We start from the raw sequence: 21659 nt of genomic DNA, 5'->3' as shown, positions 1-21659 counted from the left end.
GACAGCGTGCAGGGCTGGGGATCAGCCCTGGTTACGAGGCCCGGGCCAGCTGGCGGATCGGGATCCAGCGCGAGGCAAGCCGGCGGTAGGCGGCAGCCGCGCCGGTCATGTCACCCTCGGCGAGGCACTCGATGCCCAGCCGCACGTCCATGGGGGAGTCATCCGGGTAGACCTTGTCCGCCACCGCGCCGTAGTCCAGTTCCACCATGGAGTCCGCGTGGAAGAGCTCCAGCCATTCGGTGAGCTGCGTGAGGTCGTCCAGCATGTCCAGGTCCGGCGCGGCGAGGGCAAGGTTTGCGACGGCGTACCGCACCCGGTCGAGGGCGTCGGAGATCGGCGTCCACACCCGCACGGTGAGGATCCTGCCGCCCGCCTCCACTACATCCTGCGGGTCGGACTCGAGGAACAGCGAGAACCAGCTGAAGGGGATGCCCCAGGTGGAAGCCCGGGTGTGCACCCGGGTGATGCCGTCGCGGGCATTGACCAGGTCGATGCGTTCCTGGTGCCTGTCCCGCTGTTCCTCGGGGATCAGCAGCTCGGCCAGGGGCCCGTGGATGCCTTCGATCAGGGCGTTTGCCGCCAACCCGGCCCGAAGCACCAGCTGGCTGGGGCAGTAAAGCAGCGCGACGCCGTCGGCCGTTTCCTCCTCGGAGCTTTCCTTGCCGGCATCCTCCACGGGGACACCCGGGGCGCGGGTGACGCGCACCAGGTCGGTTCGGCCGGTGGGGAACGGATCGCCGCCGGGCCGGGTGATCCTCCCCAGGGAAGCCAGCAGCTCGGCGTTTTCGACCGCGGCGCGGGACGCCGCCCGTTCGCCGGCTGACTTGATGGCGGGGCGCTGCTCCTCCGGAAACGCCTCCAGCGGCTCATAAACGCGCAGCGTGGAGGAAAACGGGAGCCCGGCCTGGCCCCGGTAGAGGTTGCCCGTCATGAATGCCTGCCTGTCATCAGCCGTCAGCCTCCATCAGTCGGTCAGTTCCACAATCACCGGTGCGTGATCGGACGCGCCCTTGCCTTTGCGTTCCTCACGGTCGATCGACGCGCCGGAGACCCGCGAGGCGAGGGCAGGAGAGGCCAGCACGAAGTCGATCCGCATGCCCTCCTTCTTGGGGAAGCGCAGCTGGGTGTAGTCCCAGTACGTGTAGACGCCCGGGCCCGGGGTGTGGGGGCGCACCACGTCGGAGTAGCCCACGGACTCGAAGGCCCGGAATGCGGCGCGCTCCGGTTCGCTGACGTGGGTGTAGCGCTGGGTGAGGAACAGATCGATGTCCCAGACGTCGTCGTCCGTGGGGGCGATGTTCCAGTCGCCCATCAGCGCGACCTGCGCGGACGGGTCCTCGGAGATCCAGCCTGCCGCGTGGTTCTTCAGGGAATCAAGCCACTTGAGCTTGTAGGGCATGTGCTCGTCATCGAGGGAGCGGCCGTTGGGGACGTAGAGGCTCCAGACCCGGACTCCGCCGCAGGTAGCGGCCATGGCGCGGGCTTCCTGGACCGGGTCCTTGCCCGCCTTGCCGAAGTGCGGCTGGTCCGTGAAGCCGCGTTCGACGTCGTCCAGGCCCACGCGCGAGGCGATGGCAACACCGTTCCACTGGTTGACGCCGAAGTGCGCCACCTCGTAGCCCATGCGTTCGAAGAGCTCCCACGGAAAGTTCTCGTCCTTGCACTTGGTTTCCTGGATGGCCAGGACGTCGCAGTCGGAGCGCTGCAGCCACGCCTCCACACGGTCGGCACGGGCACGCAGCGAGTTCACATTCCAGGTAGCTATCTTCACAGTCCTAACTTACCGAACTTGGACACCGCTGCTGCCGAAACGGGGGTATTCCGCCGTCCAAAACGGGGCACTTTGGCGCGGACGAACCGGGGTTAAGCGCCTGGCACTCCGGTTTGCGCCTCAAAGTGCCCCACGACGGCGGCAGCCCGCCACCGCTGCCAGCCGCGCCTTAGGGACTCTGGAATTTAGTAGGAAGTCCGAGTAGATTCAGCAGCAGAGATGACCGGGGTCATGCAAAGGAGCATCCATGGTTCGCGAACTTTCCCACTACATTGGCGGCCGTCGGGTAGACGGCACGTCCGGCCGATACGGCGATGTCTTTGATCCCTGCACCGGGGAGGTCCAGGCCAAGGTGCCGTTGGCGGGCGCGGAGGAAGTCCGTAACGCCGTCGCGAACGCCGAGAAGGCCCAGCCTGAGTGGGGCGCCATGAACGCGCAGCGGCGCGGCCGCATCCTGCTCAAATTCGTGGACCTCGTGAACCAGAACATGGACGAGCTCGCCGCCCTTCTGTCCTCCGAACACGGGAAGACTCTCGCCGATGCCCGGGGAGACATCCGGCGCGGCATCGAGGTGGTGGAGTTTGCCGCGGGCGCCCCGCACCTGCTTAAGGGCGAGTTCTCCGACGACGCCGGCGCGGGAATCGATGTGCACTCCATGCGCCAGCCGCTGGGCGTGGTTGCTGGCATCACGCCCTTCAACTTCCCGGCCATGATCCCGCTATGGAAGTCCGGCCCCGCACTCGCGGCAGGCAACGCGTTCATCCTCAAGCCATCCGAACGCGATCCTTCCGTAGCGCTGCGGCTGGCCGAGCTTTACTCCGAAGCGGGGGTGCCGGATGGCGTGTTCAACGTGGTCAACGGCGACAAGGAAGCCGTGGACGCGCTGCTCGAGGATGGGCGCGTGCAGGCGATTGGATTCGTGGGTTCCACTCCGATCGCCCAGTACATCTATGCCACGGCGGCGGCCCACGGCAAGCGGGCGCAGTGCTTCGGCGGCGCCAAGAACCACATGGTGATCATGCCGGACGCAGACTTGGACATGGCCGCCGATGCCCTGATCGGGGCCGGCTACGGCTCGGCCGGTGAACGCTGCATGGCAGTTTCCGTGGCCGTCCCTGTGGGGGAGGAGACCGCGAACAGTCTTGTGGCACGGCTGCAGGAACGGATCAAGTCCCTGAAGGTTGGCCACAGCCTGGCCAAGGACTCCGACTTCGGACCGGTGGTAACGCCAGCCGCCAAGGAGCGGATCGAGGGATACATCAGGTCCGGCGAGGAGGAAGGCGCCTCGCTCCTGGTGGACGGCCGCGGCCTGGCCGTGGACGGCTATGACGGCGGGTTCTGGGTTGGCCCCACGCTGTTCGACCACGTCACCAAGGACATGAAGATTTACCGCGAGGAGATCTTCGGCCCTGTGCTCAGCGTCCTCCGCGCGTCCGACTACGACGAGGCGCTCCGGCTCTGCAGCGAGAACGAGTTCGGGAACGGCGTGGCCATCTTCACCCGCGACGGGGACGCGGCCCGGGACTTCGCCAGCCGGGTGCAGGTGGGCATGGTGGGCATCAATGTCCCCATTCCGGTGCCCATTGCCTACTACACTTTCGGCGGCTGGAAGGCGTCCGGATTCGGTGACCTCAACCAGCACGGTGCCGACGCCTTCCGCTTCTACACCAAGACCAAGACCGTGACCTCACGCTGGCCCTCCGGTATCCGGCAGGGCGCCAGCTTCGTCATGCCGGAAGGAAGCTGATGACTGAACCTGCCCCGAACGGGACGCCGGAAAACCCGGCCGAGCTGCCTGTTGAACAAGACGTGCGCCCTGAACAAGAGGTGCTGTTCGAACAACGGGGCAAGCTGGGGGTGGTCACGCTCAACCGGCCCAAGGCGGTCAACGCGCTCACAGCCGGCATGGTCACCGCCGTCCTGGAGCAGCTCACCGTCTGGGCGGACGACGACACCGTGGCCACAGTGCTGGTCCAGGGAGCCGGGGACCGCGGCCTGTGCGCGGGCGGGGACATCGTGGCCATTTACCGGGACATCCTCGCTGGCGGTGATGAAACGGCCGGCTTCTGGGCTGACGAATACCGGCTGAACTCGCTCATCGAGCGGTTCCCCAAGCCGTATGTGGCGTTCATGGACGGCCTGGTGCTGGGCGGCGGCGTGGGCATCTCCGCGCACGGCTCCCTGCGCATCGTCACCGAACGGAGCCGGACAGGGATGCCGGAGACCACCATTGGGTTCGTGCCCGACGTCGGCGGCACCCTCCTGCTGTCACGCTCACCGGGGGAGGCGGGTACTCATGCCGCCCTCACCGGCGCCCACCTCAGCGGGGCGGATGCGCTTTTCCTGGGACTCGCAGATTACTTTGTCCCGTCCGGAAGCCTCGCGGACCTCGCGGCGGCGCTGGAAAACGAAAGCGCGGAAGCCGCCGTCGTACGCTTTGCCGAAAAGGCGCCCCCCTCGGCGCTGGCGGCACAGCGGGACTGGATCGACGACTGCTATTCGGCGGACGACGCCGAGGAGATCGTCCGGCGGCTGCGTGCCGCCGGAGGGGAGGCCGCGGTGGCCGCCGACACCATCGAGGCGAAGTCGCCCACCGCCGTCAAGGTGACCCTCGCCTCGCTCCGCAGGTCGCGCGGGCTGACGCTCGACCAGGCGCTGGCCGAGGAATACCGTGTGGGACTGCGGTGCCTCGCCGGACCGGACTTCCGGGAGGGGATCCGGGCGCAGGTGGTGGACAAGGACCGCAACCCCCGGTGGCAGCCGGCCACGCTGCAGGAGGTGCACGCAGACGACGTCGAGCGGTACTTTGCGCCGTTGGGGGACCGGGAACTGGTGCTGTGGGAAAAGGAGTCGGACCATGCCTGAAGAAGCAACCCAACCTGATGCAGCGAAACCGCGTGTAGCCTTCCTGGGACTGGGCCACATGGGCGGCCCCATGGCGGTCAACCTGGTCAAGGCAGGCTACGAAGTGATCGGCTTCGACGTGGTGCCCGCCGCGCTGGATGCCGCGCGCGGGCACGGCATCCCGGTCGCTGCGAGTGCCGCGGAAACCATCCCCGGAGCGGACGTCGTGCTCACGATGTTCCCGAGCGGGCAGCATGTGCTGGACGCTTACCGCGGCGGGGACGGGCAGCCCGGATTGCTGGAGGCAGCTGCGCCGAACACCATGTTCCTGGACTGCTCCACCATCAACGTGGACGAGGCGCGGGAAGCCGCCCGGCTGGCCCTCGACGCCGGGCACCGCTCCGTGGACGCGCCGGTCTCCGGCGGTGTGGTGGGGGCGGAGGCCGGCACGCTGACGTTCATGGTGGGCGCGCTGCCGGAGGACTTCGAGACCGTGCGGCCCCTGTTCGACGTCATGGGCAAACGCGCGGTGCTGTGCGGAGAGCACGGCGCCGGCCAGGCCGCCAAGGTCTGCAACAACCTCATCCTGGGCGTCTCGATGATCGCCGTCAGCGAGGCATTCGTGCTCGGAGAGAAGCTGGGCCTGACGCACCAGGCCCTGTTCGACGTCGCGTCCGCGGCGTCAGGACAGTGCTGGGCCCTCACCACCAACTGCCCCGTCCCGGGGCCGGTGCCCACCAGCCCGGCCAACCGCGACTATCAGCCCGGGTTCGCCGGAGCACTGATGGCCAAGGACCTCCGGCTGGCACTGAACGCCCTTCAGTCCACCGGCGTCGCCGCCCGGATGGGCCCGCTGGCCTCCGAGATTTACGACGCCTTCGCCGCGGAAGGCGGGGCCGGCCGGGATTTTTCCGGCATCATCACCGACATCCGGGACAAGTCAGGACAGTAGGCTTAGTTTCAGGATGTACCAACCACGTGAGAGGCATGGATGACGCACGACGGGAACATTCTGGTGGAGCGCCGCGGACGCGTCGGCCTCGTCACCCTGAACAGGCCCGAGGCGCTGAACGCCCTGGACAGGACCACCCTGGAAGAACTCGTGGCGGCGGTGTCGGCCATGGACGCGGATCCCGGCGTGGGCGCAGTCGTGATCACCGGCTCGGGCAAGGCCTTCGCCGCGGGCGCCGACATCAAGGAGATGGCGGACAAGGGCTACCTGGAGATGTACGACGCCGACTGGTTCCGCGGGTGGGAGGACCTCACCCGGCTGCGCATTCCGCTGATCGCGGCCGTGTCCGGATTCGCGCTGGGCGGCGGCTGCGAGCTGGCCATGATGTGCGACTTCATCATTGCCGGGGACAACGCCAAATTCGGCCAGCCCGAGATCAACCTTGGCGTTGTGCCGGGCATGGGCGGGTCGCAGCGGCTCACCCGCGCCGTGGGCAAGGCCAAAGCGATGGACATGATCCTCACTGGCCGGTTCATCGACGCGGACGAGGCAGAACGCTCCGGCCTGGTGGCCCGCGTGGTGCCGGCAGCGGACACGGTGGAGGAGGCGCTGAAGGCCGCGGAGGTCATCGCGTCCAAGTCGAAGCCGGTTGCCATGCTGGCCAAAGAAGCCGTTAACGCGGCCTTTGAGACGGGGCTGGCACAGGGCGTGCTGTTTGAACGGCGGCTGTTCCATTCGCTCTTCGCCTCTGAGGACCAGAAGGAAGGCATGGCTGCTTTCGCGGAGAAGCGCCAGCCGGAGTTCAGGCACCGGTGAGCACCGGGCTGACGGGGGAGCGCACGGTGAAGGGGACTTCCCTGCGCGTTGTCCCGGCAGCCATGGTCTCGCTGGCGGGCTTTGTCCTGTTCGGGCTGGACCAGAGCCTGCCGGGCTATGCCCTGCTCGCCGCAGCGCTCGTGGTCGCGGCCCTGGTGGACCGGCTGCTGTTCCGCGACCTCGCGCTGATTGCAGCCGGAGTGGCCATCATCAGTGCCGTACCGATCACCACCGACGTCAGCACCTCCCACATGCTCGTCATGGGCTCGGCCATGATCGCGGCCGTGGCAATCCCCTACGCCGTGTCGCGCTTCGTTACCAAGGAGCACACGGTGGTGTTTCCGGTCCGGACCGGGCAGAAATGGACGCGTGCGGAGAAGTGGTACCTGCCCGCCGTCGTGGTGATCGGCTACGCCCTGCTGCCCGTGTACATGATCCGGACCGGGGTCTACACGAACTGGCCCGCAGTGCACGACCCCGAGGGCATCGCGCGGCTTTTCGTCGGCACCAACGCCCTGGGCATCTGGGATGAGCTGTTCTTCATCTGCACCTGCTTCGCGCTGCTGCGGCGCCACCTGCCTGACTGGCAGGCCAACCTGCTGCAGGCCGTCCTGTTCACCTCCTTCCTGTGGGAACTGGGGTTCAGGTCCTGGGCACCGTTCTTCATCTACCCGTTCGCGCTGCTGCAGGCCCGCATCTTCACCTGGACCAAGTCGCTGTCGTACATCGTGAGCGTGCACCTGCTCTTCGACTTCGTGCTGTTCCTGGTGCTGCTCCACGCGCACAACCGGACGTGGATCGACATCTTCCTGTACTGACCCGTGTTCGTGTACTGACCCGTGCAATTCCTTAGGCGGCCAGTGGAGTTTTTGTACAGATATCGGCCTCAAAAGGCACTTTTACTCGCGATATCTGTACAAAAACTCCACAGCACCCGTCCGCTAATGGCCTCCGGGATTTCACCCGCAGTTAATCGCGATGCCCTAGCCTTGCACTTCAGGCAAACGTGTTTATTTCAGGCAAACGTCCGAAAAGGGGAACGATCGTGGCCGACATCGCTGCTGTACTGGGACGGCTCACCGCGGCCGAGCTTGAAGAAATCCACGCCACAGGCCCGCAGGGGCACCTGAGCCGCAGGATCGTGGACGCGCTGGACCGGGCTGCCGGCGGTCCCGGCGGAGGCCGCGGCTACTATGTTCCAGCCGGTAGTGTCAGCGGAACCGGCAGCCCGCACCTTGTGCTGCGGAGCGACGTCGCAGCCTGGCTTTTCGGGCATTCCGCACCTGCCACCGTCGCCGACCCCGCCTAAAAGCCGGGCCAGCCCAAAAGCCGGCCCCGCCTAGCCTGCGGCCTGTGCTGCCGGCGTGAGGGCGGGGGCTGGCGTCGCGCCGGGGGCCGCGTCAGAACCGTCTTGCTGCCGCAGTCCGCCACCGTCGCGGATGGTGCCCAGCAGGCCACGGGCCGCTTCGAGGACTTCGCGTACCTCGGGAGACGTCAGTTCGTAGAACAGCCGGCCGTCCTTTCGGGACGGAACAATCAGCCGCTGGCGCCGCAGGATGCCGAGGTGCTGGGAGAGATTGGAGGCTTCAAGGCCGGTGCAGTCCCGCAGGTTGCTCACGGTCACCGGACCGCTGACCAGCATCTCCAGGACCAGGATGCGTGCAGGGTGGCCCATGGACTTGAACAGGTCCGCCTTGACCTCGGTGTGAATCACGCCGTCGGGCATGTCTCCCATGATGGAGTCCTTCCACTGTTCCTTGCCAGATGTTGCTAGCCAGGTGTTGCTCGGCCCGCCAAACTGGTGCCCCCAAGGCGTATAGACCCAAGTATAGGGACAGAACGGTCTGTCTCCGACGAACGGGGCGAACTTTTGTTGGGTAGTCCGTCCTGCAGGGGCACGAAGGCCCGGGAGCGGCCGTGGACAGGCCTTGCCAAGATCCCGTAACTGGTTCACAATTTCATAAATTCCTCAATTGCCGCCCCGGCTCACCCGCGGGAGCGGCAAGGAAGAAAATCTCAGCTGCTTCCGGCGACGACGGCGTCCCGGACGCCGTGTTCCCGGATCCAGGAGGGCTAAATGGCTGGCATGTTCGAACTCTTCATTGATGCAGAGGCTTCATTCAGGTTCCAGCTCACCGCCCCGGACGGTACCGTGATGGCCGTGTCCCGCCCTTTTCCGAGCAAGGCCGCCGCGGTTGAAGGCATTGCTGCCGTTCGAGAGTACGCCGGAATGGGGCATGTGAGGGAGCTTGCCACGGCTCCGATGGACCGCTTCCTCGCGTCCCGCCCCCGCACTGTCGTTCGCCCACTTTCCCAGCGCGTCCCCGCCCAGTGCCAGGGGATGGCCGGGTAGGGCGGCAGGGAGCCGCGATGAGCCTTCCGAAAACCGTGCGGGCGTACTCGAGCGCACTCGGGTCGGCAGATTGTGTGGCCGGCACGTTCCACTACGATGCCGTCTCAGGACGGCTCGAATGGTCAGATGAGCTGTATACGCTCCACGGCTACCGCCGCGGCGACATCGTCCCCAGTGTGGAGCTGCTGTATGCGCACAAGCATCCGGACGACAGGGAGCGATGCCATGACATCTTCATGGCGGCCTGCGAAGCGGGCGGCTTCTTCTGCAGCTATCACCGCATCATCGACGCGCGGCTCCGGGAACACCGTGTGCTCACCGCCGGAGAAGCGCTCATGGAGGACGGCAGGCTCCGCGCTGTTGAGGGATTCATCGTTGACCTGACCAGCACGCTGCACTGGGAAACCGAAAGGGCAGCACGCGAGGCAGTTGCAGGGGCCCTGGGCACGCGAAGCACGATCGAACAGGCGAAGGGCATCCTGATGGGGATCCTGCGGATTGGTTCCGAGGACGCTTTCGATCTGCTGTCCACGTACAGCCAGGAGACGAATATCAAGGTGGCGAGCACGGCTGCCGACCTCGTGCAGCTTGCCAACAGCCCGCAGCAGGCGGCATTGCTTGACACGTTCGTCCAGGAGCTACGGCGCCCGTCGGAAAACCAAGTTGAAAGCCAAACGGACAGCTCTGCGGAGAAGGACGGCGTGCCCAGCGGCTAGCTGCCTTGCCTGGCATTAGCCCGTAAAGCCGGTCAGTCCGTGAAGTCCCCGGCGCCGCGGCGGAAGTCGCCCAGGATCCGGATCAGCTGGTTTACGTCCTCTTCGCCGAAACCGGACTGGCCGAAAATTTCGGCGTTGAGCACCGCCGTCGCCTGCTTTGCCAGAGTGCGGCCCTCGGCTGTGAGCTCGATCAGGGTGGTGCGCCCGTCGGTGGGATGCGGCGACCGGACTACCAGCCCCGCGGTCTGGAGGCGGTCGACGGCGTTGGTCACCGAGGTGGGATGGACCTGGAGCAGGGCGCTCGCCTTGTTCATGGGCAGGGCGCCGCTCCTGGCGAAGCTGAGCAGCGCCAGCAGCTCGTAGCGGGCGAAGGTCAGTCCGAAGGGCTTCAGCGCCCCCTCGATGCGTGCCATCAGGATCTGTTGAGTGCGCATGATGGCCGTGATGGCGGCCATCGGGGCGGCGACGTCACCCCAGCCGTGGCTCTCCCAGTTGCGCTGTGCGTCGGCAATGGGGTCACGGGGCAACGGGGGGCTCACGGCTCAGCCCTGGCTTTTCAGGCCCGGGAAATCCGTTTCGGAGTATTCAGTGCCCAGGCCGGGGGGAACGCTCGCCTGTGTGCCGTCCGCGTGGCGGAGCTCCTCGCTGTGCCGCAGCTCGACCCGGCGGATCTTGCCGGAGATGGTCTTGGGCAGCTCGGCGAACTCCAGACGGCGGATGCGCTTGAATGGCGCCAGGTGGTCGCGGCAGTAACGCAGGATCTCCTCGGCGAGCTCCGGCCCCGGTTGGTGGCCGGCCGCCAGCACCACGAATGCCTTGGGGACGGACAGCTTCAGCGGATCGGGGGAGGGGACGACGGCGGCCTCCGCCACCGCCGGGTGTTCTATGAGCACGCTCTCCAGCTCGAACGGGGACAGCCGGTAGTCGGAGGACTTGAAGACGTCGTCGTCCCGGCCCACGTAGGTGATGACGCCGTGCTCGTCCCGGCTGGCCATATCGCCGGTGTGGTAGTAGCCGCCGCGGAAGGCCTCGGCCGTCTTCTCCGGGTCACCGTAGTACGACTTCATTAGCCCGGCGGGGCGGGGATCCAGGCGCAGGCACAGCTCGCCGTCGTCGGCCTCTTCTCCCGAGAACGGATCGACGAGGACCACGTCGTAGCCCGGCAGGGGCTGGCCCATGGCACCAATCTTGACCGGCTGGCCGGGGGTGTTGGCCACCTGCACCGTGGTCTCGGTCTGGCCGAAGCCGTCGCGGATGGTCTGGCCCCAGGCATGCTGGACCTGGCCGATGACCTCTGCGTTCAGAGGCTCACCGGCCGAAACAACCTTGGTGGGCGGATTCTTGAGGAGGCTGAGGTCGGCCTGGATGAGCATCCGCCAGACAGTGGGCGGGGCGCAGAAGCTGGTGACCTTCTCCCGGTCCATCTGCTCCATGAGAGCCTTGGCATCGAAGCGTTCGTAGTTGTAGACGAACACGCAGGCCTCGGCAATCCACGGGGCGAACAGGTTGGACCAGGCGTGTTTCGCCCAGCCCGGGGAGGCAACGTTGAGGTGCACGTCGCCCGGCTCCAGGCCGATCCAGTACATCGTGGACAGGTGTCCTACCGGATACGAGGTGTGCGTGTGTTCCACGAGCTTGGCCTTGGAGGTGGTGCCCGAGGTGAAGTAGAGGAGCAGGGTTTCGTCTGCCAGGGTGGGTGCCTCAGGCGTAAAGCCAGCGGGTGACGCTGCCGAATCCGCGTACTGCAGCGCCTCGCCGGCGCCGCTGATGCTGGCGCCCTTCTCGCCGGCGCCCTTCTCGGCGGCGCCCGCGGCATCGGGGATGTCGATGAGCCGGTAGCGGCCGGGCACCTCGGCAAACTTGCCGATGTTGGAACGGCCGACGGCGGCCCAGCCCGCTTCCCCGCGCTCCACCCTGTCCTTCAGGTCCGCGGGACCCATGAGCGTGGTGGTGGGGATCAGTACGATGCCAAGCTTGATGCCGGCCAGCACGAGTTCCCACAGTTCCACCTGGTTGCCCAGCATGATGATCATGCGGTCGCCGCGCTTCACGCCCTGGCTGCGGAGCCAGTTGGCCACCTGGTTGGACCGGGTCGACAGTTCGGCGAAGCTGCGGCGGGTGGCCGAGCCGTCCTGTTCCACTATCACCAGTGCCGGGTTCCCGCCGCGGTCAGGATCGGCCGCGATGGCGTCAAACCAGTCGAGTGCGAAATTGAACTCCGCGGGCCGCGGCCATTCGAAGCTGGTTCTCGCCTGCCGGTAGTCCCGGCGCAGAGCGAGCAGCTGGTCCCGCGCGGCACGGAAGTCGTCGGTGACTGTCATGGGGCACCTTTCGCCGGGGATTCACGTCCTAGTGATCCACATCACTGTGCAATATACTAGGACATCCAAGGGTTTGGAAGAGCGAAGGGATCTATGCCCGTGCAGCCACAAGGACGTGACAACGGACAGCCCGCAGAGGTTACACCCGGGAATGCCACAGCGGGGGAACCGGGGGTTACGGCACCCCCGTTTGCCGACGCGGATCTCATGTATGTTGCGGACCTGCTTCCGCCAGCGGAGCGGAAACGCTACCTCGAGATCAGGGACTTCCTGCAGTCCAGGGTCCGGGCCCAGTCCATCGAATACTGGAACCGCGAGGAGTTCCCGTTCGGGCTTCTCGCGGAGCTGGGAAAGCACGGGCTTGGTGGGCTGCAGACGGACGGGACATCCACGCTCTTCAAGGGCCTGATGTACGTTGAGGTGGCCCGGGCCGACGTCTCCCTGTCAGCCCTGGTGGGCATCCACAACGAGCTGATCGTCGGCATGATCGACGCCCTGGGCTCGGATGAGCAGAAGCAGCGGTGGCTGCCGGGACTGACCGCTTTCACGCAGCTGGGGGCCTTTGCGCTGACCGAGCCGGAGCACGGCTCGGACATTGCCGGCGGGCTGGCCACCACGGCCCGGCTGGAGGACGGCGAATGGGTCATCGACGGCGCCAAGCGGTGGATAGGCGCCGGAACCATCGCCGATTTCGCCCTCGTGTGGGCCAGGGACACGGCAGACCATCACATCAAGGGCTTCATTGTCGAGACGGACCGTCCCGGCTACACGGCGACCAAGATCAGCAACAAGATCGGGCTGCGGATCATGCAGAACGCCGACATCCGGCTGGACGGCGTCCGTATTCCGGAAGCGAACATGCTCCCCGGCGCCACGGATTTCACCAAAGCCAACGAGCTGCTGAGGGATTCGCGGGCGTGGGTGGGCTGGCAGGCTGCCGGGATTCAGCTGGCGGCCTTTGACGTTGCCCGCTCCTATTCGCTGCAGCGCCGCCAGTTCGGCAAGGAGCTGGCGCGCTTCCAGCTCATCCAGCAGCAGCTTGCCGAGATTCTGGGCAACGCTTCGGCCTCGCTGGCCCTGATGGCGCAGCTGGCCCGGATACAGGAGGACGGCCGGCTGGAAATGGCACAGGCGGCGATGGCCAAGGCCACCACCACCCGGCTGGCCCGCGCCTCCGTGGCCATGGGCAGGTCGCTGCTGGGCGGCAACGGCATCAGCAGCGACTTCGAGATGGGAAAGCTCTTCGGCGACGCCGAGATCCTGTACACGTACGAGGGCAGCTACGAGATCAATTCCCTGATTGTGGCCCGTGCGGTGACAGGAAAATCAGCCTTCGTGTAGGACGTCCCGGCCGGTGGGGGGCGTCACCCGGCCAGAGCTTTTACGTGGCCAGGGTGGCGGCTTTCCGCGCTGCGGCCTCCAGTTGCTCCACGTAGGCGGCCTGCTTCGCGGCGTCCCGGTGAGGAAGGTTGGGGTCGTTGGGGCCCTGTCCGGCGGAGCCGTCAATGAGTTCCCTGATGATGTCGGCATGCCCCAGGTGCTGCGCCGTCTCGGCACACATGTGCACCAGCATCTGGTGCAGGGTCACATGCCTGCGTTCTTCCCGCCACCAGGGCACAAGCCCGGAAGCGTCCAAGGACAGCGCCTCGATGGTGGCATCGGTGTGCGCCGCTGAGAAGTGGTGCAGCTCCACGATCTCGGCACGGGTCTGCTCCGGGGTGGCCCACATGTCCGCGTCCGCCTCGGCCCCGTCGGCGAACCAGGGCAGCTCCCGGTCGCTGGGCCGCCCGAACACCTCGCTGAAATAGCCCAGTTCCACGCTGGCCACATGCTTGACCAGGCCCAGGAGATTGGTGCCGGTGGGCGTCATCGGCCGGCGGACGTCATACTCACCCAGGCCGTCGATCTTGGCCAGGAGCTGGTCTCGCCGTGTCCGCAGGTAATGGTGCAGGGTCGCTTTTTCATCCATGGCGGCACTCTACCGGGCGGGGAGTACCAAAAGCTGCGGGCACCAAAAACTCCCCCGTGCGTGCCAGGCACGGACAGGGGAGTCTTTGGTAAGCCGTTACAGCGGGCGAATGTTCTCTGCCTGCGGACCCTTGGGGCCCTGGGTCACTTCGAATTCGACCTTCTGGTTTTCATCCAGGGAGCGGTAGCCGCTGGAGGCAATTGCCGAGTAGTGGGCGAATACATCTGCCGATCCGTCATCCGGAGCGATGAAGCCGAAGCCCTTTTCGGCGTTGAACCATTTAACTGTGCCTGTTGCCATTGCTACTTCCTTTGTAACCCTTATTCTGGTCCTGCTCCGACAGCAGGCAGAGGCGGAATCTGTTGTCCGCTGTCTCCAACCTATGGGCCATCCGCCGGGCGTGCAATAGCTACCGTCATCAGGAGTCCCACCTGTAACGCGAGATTCTGTCCAAAATCGCTAATTAAAGACGCCGTTTCCTGGGCTAGGCGGTGCTGTCCGGCTCCTGTCCGGTGTCCTCCCAGAGCACATCGAGATTACGGAATACCGGGGGACCGTCACACAGAGCCGCCATCTTCGCGGCAAAGTCGGAGGTCTCCGGCCGGTTGGAGTTCTCCATCGCCGACTCGTAGGAGTCGAACTCTACGATCGTGAAGTATGTCCCGGGACGGTCCCGGTCCGCAGTGGCGATGATGCGGCGAAATGTCGGCGCGGTGGTTCCCTCGGTTCTTGACGGGCGGCCCAGCGCTTCGACCTCCTCGATGCGTGAGGTCTGGAATTCGATGATCTGCACAAACCCGGCCATGACGGCTCCTCAACGGCGGTGGTCTCTGATGCGGATCACGGTAGACCCCGTGCCGGGCCCGCGCAACCGTGCTACGGCGTCAGGAGCACCTTGATGGCCCGGCGCTCGTCCATCGCCTTATAGGCCTCGGGGGCCTCCTCCAAGGGCATCTCGACGTCGAACACCCGCCCGGGATTGATGGCGCCGGAGAGCACGTCCTTGAGCAGCTCGGGAATGTAGGTGCGGGCCGGAGCCATTCCGCCGGACACGGTGATGTTCTTGTCGAACAGATAGCGCAGCGGGATCTCCGCACCGCCCGTGGGGACCCCGACGAAGCCCAGGGCGCCGCCGGGCCGGACGGAATGCAGCGCCTGTTCCATGGACTCCTTGGTTCCCACGCACTCGAGCACAGAGTCGGCCAGCACTCCGCCGAGCAGGTCACGGACCCTGACGACGCCGTCGTCCCCGCGCTCCTCCACAACGTCCGTGGCACCGAACTCGCGGGCGATGGCCTGACGGTCGGCGTGGCGGGACATCGCGATGATCCGTTCGGCGCCGAGCCTCTTTGCCGCAAGGACGCCGCACAGGCCTACGGCGCCGTCGCCCACCACCACGACGGTCCGGCCCGGGCCCACCTGGGCGCTGACGGCGGCGTGGTGCCCGGTGGCCATGACGTCCGAAAGGGTCAGCAGGCTGTTGCGCAGCTTTGCATCCGGCTCGCTGACATCCGGTACCTTGACGAGCGTCGATTCGGCGAGCGGGACGCGCACGGCCTGGCCCTGGCCGCCGTCGACAGCCAATCCGGCGTCGTCCTTTCCTCCCCAACCGGCGAGGTGGTCACAGGCGACGGTGATGCCGTTCAGGCACTGCGGGCACTGCCCGCAGCTGATCACGAAGGGGGCGATCACAAAGTCGCCCGCCTGGAGTGTGGACACGTCGGCACCTGTGCTTTCCACGACGCCGACGAATTCATGGCCGATGGCGGAGGCATGGCGGACCGGCTTCACGCCGCGATACGGCCACAGGTCCGAGCCGCAGACGCAGGCGGCAGTCACGCGGACCACGGCGTCCGTGGGGAGCTGGACGGCCGGGTAGTCGCGGTCCTCAACCCTGATGTCTCCGGGTCCGTGGATGATGGTGGCACGCATGGCTGCTCCTCTCGAAAGGGCGGGGCTGGACGTGACCGAGTCTAGCCCCGCTGCCGGGACGCGCGGGTCCGGCGGCTGCTACCGCATCCCCTCGCGGCGGATGGCGGTGGCGATGGCCGCGGCCCTGGTCTCGACGCCCAGCTTGGCATAGATGTGGGCGAGGTGGGTCTTGACGGTGGCCTCGGAGATGAACAGCCGCTGCCCCAGTTCCTTGTTGCTGAGCCCTTCGGTGAGGAGGCTCAGCAGCTCGGCCTCCCGCGGGGTCAGGACGTCGTCAGGGTTGCGCAGCTGCTGGAACAGGCGGGAGGCTACCGGTGGGCTCATGACGCTTTTGCCCTGCACGGCGCCCCGGACGGCGGCGAAGATCTCCTCGGGCGCGGCGTCTTTGAGGAGGTATCCCATGGCGCCGGCATCCACGGCACGGACAATGTCGGCGTCGGAATCGTAGGTGGTGAAGACCAGCACGGCCTGCCTGCGGTTGCGTTCGCGGAGCTTCCTGATGGCCTCGATCCCGTCCATGCCCGGGCCCATGGCCAGGTCCATCACCACGACGTCGGGGGAGTGCCCTTCGACGGCGGCCATGGCCTCCTCGCCGGAGGACGCCTCCGCCACCACCTCGATGTCCGGCTGTGTGCCCAGCAATGCCTTCAGTCCGCTGCGGACCACGAGGTGGTCGTCCACGAGGAGCACGGTAATGACGCTCATTCTTCCCCCTTTACCGGCAGCTGCGCCGCCACAACAGTTCCCTCGCCCGTGGCGCTTTCCACGGAGAAGGCGCCGCCCAGCTGCTCCACGCGCTGCCGCATGGCCCGCAGTCCGTATCCTCCGGCGTCCGACGGCGGTGCTACCGCCGCCGGATCGAAGCCCGTACCGTCGTCGTAAATGTCCAGGGTGACCGCATCCGGCAGGAAGCCAAGGGTGATGGTTGTGTTGTCCGCGGAGGCGTGCAGCTTGATGTTCGCGGCGGCGCTTTGCACCACCCGGAGGAGTGTGTGCCGGACTTCCGCCGGGACTGCCCGGGGTTCGCCGGTGACCAGCAGCCTGGCGTCCGGCACGTACTGGGCGGCGGCTTGCAGCAGGGCGTCCGGCAGCGGTGAGGAGTCGAGGCCGGGAGAGGCCAGTTCGTGGACCAGGCTGCGGGTGTCGGACAGGTTTCGGCGCAGCAGCTCACTGGCCTGCCGGACATCCCGCCGGGACGCTGGCTCCGGCCAGGCGCGGTTTGCGGCTTCGAGCAGGAGCAGGCTGCTGGCGAGGCCCTGGGTCACGGTGTCGTGGATCTCCCGGGAGACCCGCTCACGCTCCGCGATGGTGCCCGCGCGGCGCTCGCTGGCGGCCAGCTGCCCCTGGGCGAGGGACACTTCGTGATGCAGTCGCCGCTGCTCGGCGGCGTCGTGCTCAATGCGGTCGTAGATCAGCGTCAGCAGGACGCCGACGGCGAGCGGGCCCAGGAGCATGGCAAGATCGCTGCCGTCGCTGAGCCGGAACAGCCCGGCGGCGGTGGCCGCAGCCGTCGCCCCCGCCGCCGCGTAGGCGACCGCCCCGGTGAAGGCGATGCGGCACAGGAAGAACAGCGCAAACGAACACCAGGCGAAGCTGGGCGCGGAGACCACCAGCACGGCCCAGACGGCCACGAGGACGAACATCCACAGGGCCCAGGGGCGCCGGCGCTGGGCGAGCACCGCGATGACCGCGTACAGGGCGCACGCGGCGGCTGCCAGCGCGAGGACCAGCAGGTTGTCCTGCGCACTGTGCCGCATCACGTAGCGCACCACCGAGGCGACCATGAGCACGGCGAAACCCAGGTGGACCGCGGCGTCGATCCGTCCCAGCCGGCTGCCCGGAGCAGGGCCGGTCCGCGCGGGAGGAAGTTCCGGTGCGGCGGTGGGGGCTGGGGAGGGCATGGCGGGTCCGGTTCCGGTGGGTGACGTGCTACGAACCATGCTATTGCCCGCGCCGTTGCTGGTCTCTCAGCCTTTTGGCTGATAACGCCAGCCGAAAGGACCAGCCAGCCCCACCTGATGGCCTGATGCATCCGCTCCGAGGCACGTCCACCATGGAAATGCAGCCGTTTCGCTGCGTCTCACCGAAGGAGAACCACCGTGAAGAAGTCCCAGAAGATTTTTGCCGCCGCAGCAGCCGGAGCGCTCGTCATCACCGCCGGTGCCACCGCCGCCGCCAATGCCGGATCCGGGTCTTCCCCCGCGGCCGCTTCGGTCCAGCCTGCGGCAGCCGTGCCCGCAGCCGTTCCCGCCGCAGATGTCCAGCCGGGTGCAGACAACGTCGTCGCCCAGAACCGGATCACCGTTGGCGCCTCTGCGAAGGCGGTGGGCGCTGCGCTCGCCAAGTGCCAGGCCGACAAGCTGCCGTTCGTGACAGTGGCCCTCGTTGACCGGTTCGGCACCGTGCAGGCACTTCTGCGTGGAGACAACGCCGCCGAACACACCATCGAGTCGGCCAAACAGAAGGCCTACACCGCAGCCGCGTTCGGCAGCCCCACCAGCGAACTCGCCAAGCGCATCAGTGGTAACGGGCCAAGCATCGCCGACCTTCCCGGTACCCTGTTCCTCCCGGGCGGCGTCCCGCTGAAGGTGAACGGCGTCTCCGTGGCGGGCATCGGCGTCGGTGGCGCCCCGGACGGCAGGCTCGATGAAGCCTGCGCCGAGGCCGGCGCCGCCGCAATCGCCGCCAAGTAGGTTGCGGGCTCTGATGGGGGACGAATCCGACGGCCCGCGCTGGCGCAAGCCTGGGGACGGATACGACGGCGGCCGGCCGGCCGTTGTTCTTCCGCTCGCGGGCCGGGCGGTACTGGTAGCGTCCCTGCTGGCCGGGTGCGCTTCCGGCCCGGCCCCAGCCAGTTCGGCCCCAGCCAGTTCAGCGCAGGGCAGTCCCCTAAGCCCGACGGCGGAGGGCGGTTCCGGAGCGAGCGGCACTGCGCGGCCGCCGTCGTCCGGTCCCGCCGCTTCAGCCCCCTCCCTGTCCCCGGGAGAGCAGCAGAAGCTGGACCAGCGCCTGGTCCTGGCCGCGAAGGCCAACGACACGGCGCTCGTGGCGCAGCTGATCCGGGATGGCGGGAACGTGAACGCCAAGGATTCCATCCAGGACTCGGCCTTCCTGTACGCCGGTGCCGAGGGCTTCAACGAGGTTCTGCGGCTGACCCTGGCCCACGGTGCGGACGTCAGGAGCACCAACCGTTTCGGCGGCACCGCCCTGATCCCGGCCAGTGAGCATGGGCATGTGGAGACAGTACGGATCCTCATCGCCGCCGGTGTCCCCGTCAATCACGTGAACAAGCTCGGCTGGACCGCGATGCAGGAAGCCATCCTCCTGAACAACGGAGGCCCGAGGCAGCAGGACGTGGTCCGGCAGTTGCTCGGTGCCGGCGCCGACCCCAACATCCGGGACACGGAGGGCAGGACGGCTTTGGAGAACGCCGAGCGGCTGGGCCTTGCCGAGATCGCCCGGCTGATCCGGGCCCGGGGCTGAGGGCCAGCCGGGCTGCGGGTCAGGGCCGCAGGGTCAATGCCGGGCCGGTTCGGCGAGCTCCGCCGCAACCGTAAACGCCGCCGCCGTCTTCTCCCGGATTTCCTCCATGGTGACGCCGGGTGCGAGGCGGGTGAGCGTGAGCTGCCGGCCGCCGTCGTCCTTCTTGTGGAGGTCGAAGACGGCGAGGTCGCTGATGATCCGGTCCACGACGCTCAGGCCGGTGAGCGGCAGGGTGCACTCTTTGACGATCTTGGCGGTGCCGTCCTTGGCGTTGTGTTCGGTGAGGACCACGACGCGCGGTGTGCCGGCGACGAGGTCCATGGCGCCGCCCATGCCCTTGACCATTTTGCCGGGGATGGTCCAGTTGGCGAGGTCGCCGTTGCCGGAGACCTGCATCGCGCCGAGGATGGCGACCTTGACGTGCCCGCCGCGGATCATGCCGAAGGAGGTGGCGGAGTCGAAGATGGACCCGCCGGGCAGGACGGTGACGGTCTGCTTGCCGGCGTTGATGAGGTCGGCGTCCTCCTCGCCCTCGTAGGGGAAGGGGCCCATGCCGAGCAGCCCGTTTTCGCTCTGCAGGACCACGCGGACGCCGTCGGGCAGGTTGTTGGCCACGAGTGTGGGGATGCCGATGCCGAGGTTGACGTAGTCGCCGTCGTTCAGTTCCTCGGCCGCAATAGCGGCCATTTCATTCCGGGTCCAGGCCACGGGGTTCTCCTTCTTAGTTGTTGACGAGTTCGGTGCGCGGGCGGACGGTGCGCTGTTCGATGTCCTTGATCCTGTTGCCGGCCTGGATGAGGTGCTGGACGTAGACGCCGGGTGTGACGATGTGGTTCGGGTCCAGGGCGCCCGGTTCGACGATGACCTCAGCCTCGGCGACGGTGACGGCCCCCGCGGTGGCGACCACCGGGTTGAAGTTCCGGGCGGTGTAGCGGTAGATCAGGTTGCCGTCCGTGTCGGCGGTGTGGGCGTGGACCAGTGCGACGTCGGCGAGGATGGCGCGCTCCCGGACGTACGTTTCGCCGTCGAACACCTCGTGCGGTTTGCCCTCGGCCACCAGGGTTCCCACCCCGGTTTTGGTGTAGAACGCGGGGATGCCGGCGCCGCCGGCGCGCAGCCGCTCGGCCAGGGTGCCCTGCGGGGTGAACTCCACCTCCAGGTCCCCGGCGAGGTACTGCTCGGCGAACAGCTTGTTCTCACCGACGTAGGACGCGATCACCTTGCGGACCTGGCCCGCCTCGATCAGGATGCCCAGGCCCTTGCCGTCAACGCCCATGTTGTTGGACACCACGGTCAGATCCTTCACGCCGGACTTACGCACGGCCTCGATCAGGTCGGCCGGAATGCCGCTGAGCCCGAACCCGCCCACGGCAAGGGTGATGCCGTCCCGGAGGACATCGTTCAGGGCCTCTGCGGCGCTGGATTTCAGTTTGGACATCGCATCTCCTCGTTGAGCTCTGCTGCAGTCCACTTTGTGGACGCTCGTTCTGACTGTGGAGCGTATGTGTGCCCCTGCGGCAGTGTCAAGGTTCTTCCGCCCCACGCCGGTCGCGCTTTTACACTGTGGACGATAGGCTGATAAGTGTCCACAATATGGAATCTGAGAGGGAAGCCGTGAACCAGACCCCGGTCCAGGGCGCGCAGGTCGTCAGCCGCATTGCAGCGCTGCTGCGCATCGCCGGACGCAAGCCGGAAGGCAGCCCGCTCGTGGAGCTGGTGCGGGACTCGGGGCTGACCCGTCCGACAGTGCACCGCCTGCTCACATCACTCGCGGCCGAGGGCCTCCTCGACCACGACCCCCTGAGCGGGAACTGGGTGCTCGGCCCGGAGGCCCTGCTGATGGGCTCGGTGGCGGCCGCGCGCTTTCCGTTGGAGGACCTGGCCAGGCCCAGCCTGCGACGGCTTGCCGAGGAGACCGGTGAGAGCGCCTTCTTCTCGATCCGGCGGGGTGCCGAGACCGTATGCCTGCTGCGGGAGGAGGGCAGCTTCCCCGTCCGCTCCTTCGTGCTTCACGAGGGTGTCCGTTTTCCGCTGGGCGTGGCATCGGCAGGAACGGCGATCATGGCGTTCCTGCCCGAGGCAGAGCAGGAACAGATCCTGGGGGACTGGGCTACCCACGCCGGAAAATACGCCAATGGGCATCCGGACGACGTGGTCCGGGACAACCTGCGCCAGACCCGCCGGCGCGGCTACTCGGTGAACCCGGGCCTGGTACTGGAAGGCAGTTGGGGGATGGGTGCGGCGGTCTTCGACCAGGCCGGCCGACCGTCATGGGCGCTGTCCCTGACCGGGATCGAACCTCGTTTCCGTGGGGACCGGCGCGAACTGCTGGGGCGGCTCCTGCTGGAGGAGGCCCACCGGCTCACCGTCCGGCTTGGTGCGGGTGGCCAGCACAGGCGACAGAACTAGCGGCAGCACAGCGCCCTGACGCAGCGGTCAGGCCCGCGTAGCGATCAGCCCCGGTTGCCGCGCCCGTCGGCCCGGGAACCGGTGCAAACTGTT

At 67.1% G+C, this 21659-nt stretch carries 25 protein-coding genes; 12 read left to right on the top strand and 13 right to left on the bottom strand.

Annotated features, from left to right (window positions below; all coding sequences use genetic code 11):
* Window positions 1-31 precede the first annotated feature (31 nt).
* Together AC57BR_RS04290 and AC57BR_RS04285 are read right to left on the bottom strand one after the other, a co-directional pair.
* Window positions 32-931: a DUF8083 family protein gene (locus tag AC57BR_RS04290; RefSeq protein WP_496358514.1), complete on the bottom strand. Its 900-nt coding sequence runs from the start codon at window positions 929-931 to the stop codon at window positions 32-34.
* Window positions 932-964: 33 nt separating this feature from the next.
* On the bottom strand, window positions 965-1771 hold the full coding sequence (locus AC57BR_RS04285) for an exodeoxyribonuclease III (protein ID WP_496358513.1): 807 nt from the start codon (window positions 1769-1771) through the stop codon (window positions 965-967).
* A 247-nt stretch (window positions 1772-2018) separates the two neighbouring features.
* Here AC57BR_RS04285 and AC57BR_RS04280 point away from each other — a divergent pair, with 247 nt between their 5' ends.
* The 6 genes from AC57BR_RS04280 to AC57BR_RS04255 all read left to right on the top strand — a co-directional run bounded on the left by AC57BR_RS04280 (window position 2019) and on the right by AC57BR_RS04255 (window position 7692).
* Window positions 2019-3518: a CoA-acylating methylmalonate-semialdehyde dehydrogenase gene (locus AC57BR_RS04280; RefSeq protein ID WP_496358512.1), complete on the top strand. Its 1500-nt coding sequence runs from the start codon at window positions 2019-2021 to the stop codon at window positions 3516-3518.
* Window positions 3518-4636 carry an enoyl-CoA hydratase/isomerase family protein gene (locus AC57BR_RS04275; protein ID WP_496358511.1) on the top strand — a complete coding sequence of 373 codons (1119 nt, stop codon included), beginning with the start codon at window positions 3518-3520 and terminating at the stop codon, window positions 4634-4636. Before AC57BR_RS04280 ends, AC57BR_RS04275 begins: the two co-directional genes overlap by 1 nt.
* Window positions 4629-5567: a 3-hydroxyisobutyrate dehydrogenase gene (gene mmsB / locus AC57BR_RS04270; RefSeq protein WP_496358510.1), complete on the top strand. Its 939-nt coding sequence runs from the start codon at window positions 4629-4631 to the stop codon at window positions 5565-5567. Before AC57BR_RS04275 ends, mmsB begins: the two co-directional genes overlap by 8 nt.
* Window positions 5568-5606: 39 nt before the next feature.
* A complete protein-coding gene (locus AC57BR_RS04265) occupies window positions 5607-6383 on the top strand; it encodes an enoyl-CoA hydratase (protein WP_496358509.1) in 777 nt (258 codons plus the stop codon).
* Window positions 6384-6445: 62 nt separating this feature from the next.
* Window positions 6446-7201, top strand: coding sequence for a CPBP family glutamic-type intramembrane protease (locus tag AC57BR_RS04260; RefSeq protein WP_496358552.1), 756 nt, complete (start codon window positions 6446-6448; stop codon window positions 7199-7201).
* Between the two features lie 227 nt (window positions 7202-7428).
* On the top strand, window positions 7429-7692 hold the full coding sequence (locus AC57BR_RS04255) for a hypothetical protein (RefSeq protein ID WP_496358508.1): 264 nt from the start codon (window positions 7429-7431) through the stop codon (window positions 7690-7692).
* Window positions 7693-7722: 30 nt separating this feature from the next.
* Here AC57BR_RS04255 and AC57BR_RS04250 read toward each other — a convergent pair whose 3' ends face one another.
* Window positions 7723-8118 (bottom strand): ArsR/SmtB family transcription factor, encoded by a 396-nt coding sequence (locus AC57BR_RS04250; protein ID WP_496358507.1) that lies wholly within the window; start codon window positions 8116-8118, stop codon window positions 7723-7725.
* Between the two features lie 342 nt (window positions 8119-8460).
* On the opposite strand from AC57BR_RS04250, the gene AC57BR_RS04245 reads away from it, so the two are divergent.
* Together AC57BR_RS04245 and AC57BR_RS04240 are read left to right on the top strand one after the other, a co-directional pair.
* Window positions 8461-8736, top strand: coding sequence for a YegP family protein (locus AC57BR_RS04245; protein WP_496358506.1), 276 nt, complete (start codon window positions 8461-8463; stop codon window positions 8734-8736).
* A gap of 17 nt (window positions 8737-8753) precedes the next feature.
* Window positions 8754-9452, top strand: a complete 699-nt coding sequence (locus AC57BR_RS04240; RefSeq protein WP_496358505.1) for a PAS and ANTAR domain-containing protein — start codon at window positions 8754-8756, stop codon at window positions 9450-9452.
* A gap of 32 nt (window positions 9453-9484) precedes the next feature.
* On the opposite strand, the gene AC57BR_RS04235 is transcribed toward AC57BR_RS04240, so the two are convergent.
* Together AC57BR_RS04235 and AC57BR_RS04230 are read right to left on the bottom strand one after the other, a co-directional pair.
* The gene (locus AC57BR_RS04235) at window positions 9485-9991 is read right to left on the bottom strand and encodes a MarR family winged helix-turn-helix transcriptional regulator (RefSeq protein WP_496358504.1); all 507 of its coding nucleotides are present in this window, start codon (window positions 9989-9991) and stop codon (window positions 9485-9487) included.
* 3 nt (window positions 9992-9994) lie between these two features.
* Window positions 9995-11773 (bottom strand): AMP-binding protein, encoded by a 1779-nt coding sequence (locus AC57BR_RS04230; RefSeq protein WP_496358503.1) that lies wholly within the window; start codon window positions 11771-11773, stop codon window positions 9995-9997.
* Between the two features lie 207 nt (window positions 11774-11980).
* On the opposite strand from AC57BR_RS04230, the gene AC57BR_RS04225 reads away from it, so the two are divergent.
* The gene (locus tag AC57BR_RS04225; RefSeq protein ID WP_496358502.1) at window positions 11981-13114 is read left to right on the top strand and encodes an acyl-CoA dehydrogenase family protein; all 1134 of its coding nucleotides are present in this window, start codon (window positions 11981-11983) and stop codon (window positions 13112-13114) included.
* Between the two features lie 40 nt (window positions 13115-13154).
* On the opposite strand, the gene AC57BR_RS04220 is transcribed toward AC57BR_RS04225, so the two are convergent.
* The 6 genes from AC57BR_RS04220 to AC57BR_RS04195 form a co-directional block, all read right to left on the bottom strand.
* Window positions 13155-13742, bottom strand: a complete 588-nt coding sequence (locus AC57BR_RS04220; RefSeq protein ID WP_496358501.1) for a DinB family protein — start codon at window positions 13740-13742, stop codon at window positions 13155-13157.
* 96 nt (window positions 13743-13838) lie between these two features.
* The gene (locus AC57BR_RS04215) at window positions 13839-14042 is read right to left on the bottom strand and encodes a cold-shock protein (RefSeq protein WP_003799085.1); all 204 of its coding nucleotides are present in this window, start codon (window positions 14040-14042) and stop codon (window positions 13839-13841) included.
* Between the two features lie 184 nt (window positions 14043-14226).
* Window positions 14227-14547, bottom strand: a complete 321-nt coding sequence (locus AC57BR_RS04210) for an NIPSNAP family protein (protein WP_314193512.1) — start codon at window positions 14545-14547, stop codon at window positions 14227-14229.
* 71 nt (window positions 14548-14618) lie between these two features.
* A complete protein-coding gene (locus AC57BR_RS04205) occupies window positions 14619-15674 on the bottom strand; it encodes a zinc-dependent alcohol dehydrogenase family protein (RefSeq protein ID WP_496358500.1) in 1056 nt (351 codons plus the stop codon).
* A gap of 78 nt (window positions 15675-15752) precedes the next feature.
* Window positions 15753-16379 carry a response regulator gene (locus AC57BR_RS04200; protein WP_496358499.1) on the bottom strand — a complete coding sequence of 209 codons (627 nt, stop codon included), beginning with the start codon at window positions 16377-16379 and terminating at the stop codon, window positions 15753-15755.
* On the bottom strand, window positions 16376-17575 hold the full coding sequence (locus tag AC57BR_RS04195; protein ID WP_496358498.1) for a sensor histidine kinase: 1200 nt from the start codon (window positions 17573-17575) through the stop codon (window positions 16376-16378). The genes AC57BR_RS04200 and AC57BR_RS04195 overlap by 4 nt, the downstream gene beginning before the upstream one ends.
* Before the next feature lie 198 nt (window positions 17576-17773).
* On the opposite strand from AC57BR_RS04195, the gene AC57BR_RS04190 reads away from it, so the two are divergent.
* Window positions 17774-18367 (top strand): GlcG/HbpS family heme-binding protein, encoded by a 594-nt coding sequence (locus AC57BR_RS04190; protein ID WP_496358497.1) that lies wholly within the window; start codon window positions 17774-17776, stop codon window positions 18365-18367.
* A gap of 13 nt (window positions 18368-18380) precedes the next feature.
* A complete protein-coding gene (locus AC57BR_RS04185; RefSeq protein ID WP_496358496.1) occupies window positions 18381-19157 on the top strand; it encodes an ankyrin repeat domain-containing protein in 777 nt (258 codons plus the stop codon).
* Window positions 19158-19190: 33 nt separating this feature from the next.
* On the opposite strand, the gene AC57BR_RS04180 is transcribed toward AC57BR_RS04185, so the two are convergent.
* Both AC57BR_RS04180 and AC57BR_RS04175 read right to left on the bottom strand, forming a co-directional pair.
* On the bottom strand, window positions 19191-19865 hold the full coding sequence (locus tag AC57BR_RS04180; protein WP_496358495.1) for a CoA transferase subunit B: 675 nt from the start codon (window positions 19863-19865) through the stop codon (window positions 19191-19193).
* A 13-nt stretch (window positions 19866-19878) separates the two neighbouring features.
* Entirely contained in the window at window positions 19879-20595 is a 717-nt protein-coding gene (locus tag AC57BR_RS04175; protein WP_496358494.1) for a CoA transferase subunit A, read from the bottom strand.
* Between the two features lie 155 nt (window positions 20596-20750).
* Here AC57BR_RS04175 and AC57BR_RS04170 point away from each other — a divergent pair, with 155 nt between their 5' ends.
* A complete protein-coding gene (locus AC57BR_RS04170; protein WP_496358493.1) occupies window positions 20751-21566 on the top strand; it encodes an IclR family transcriptional regulator in 816 nt (271 codons plus the stop codon).
* Window positions 21567-21659: the final 93 nt, after the last annotated feature.

The sequence above is a fragment of the Arthrobacter sp. BGA-UO-ETr-C19 genome (assembly GCF_059568005.1).
Note: the sequence above shows the minus strand (reverse complement) of the source record. Positions and strands in the feature narration are given on the sequence as shown.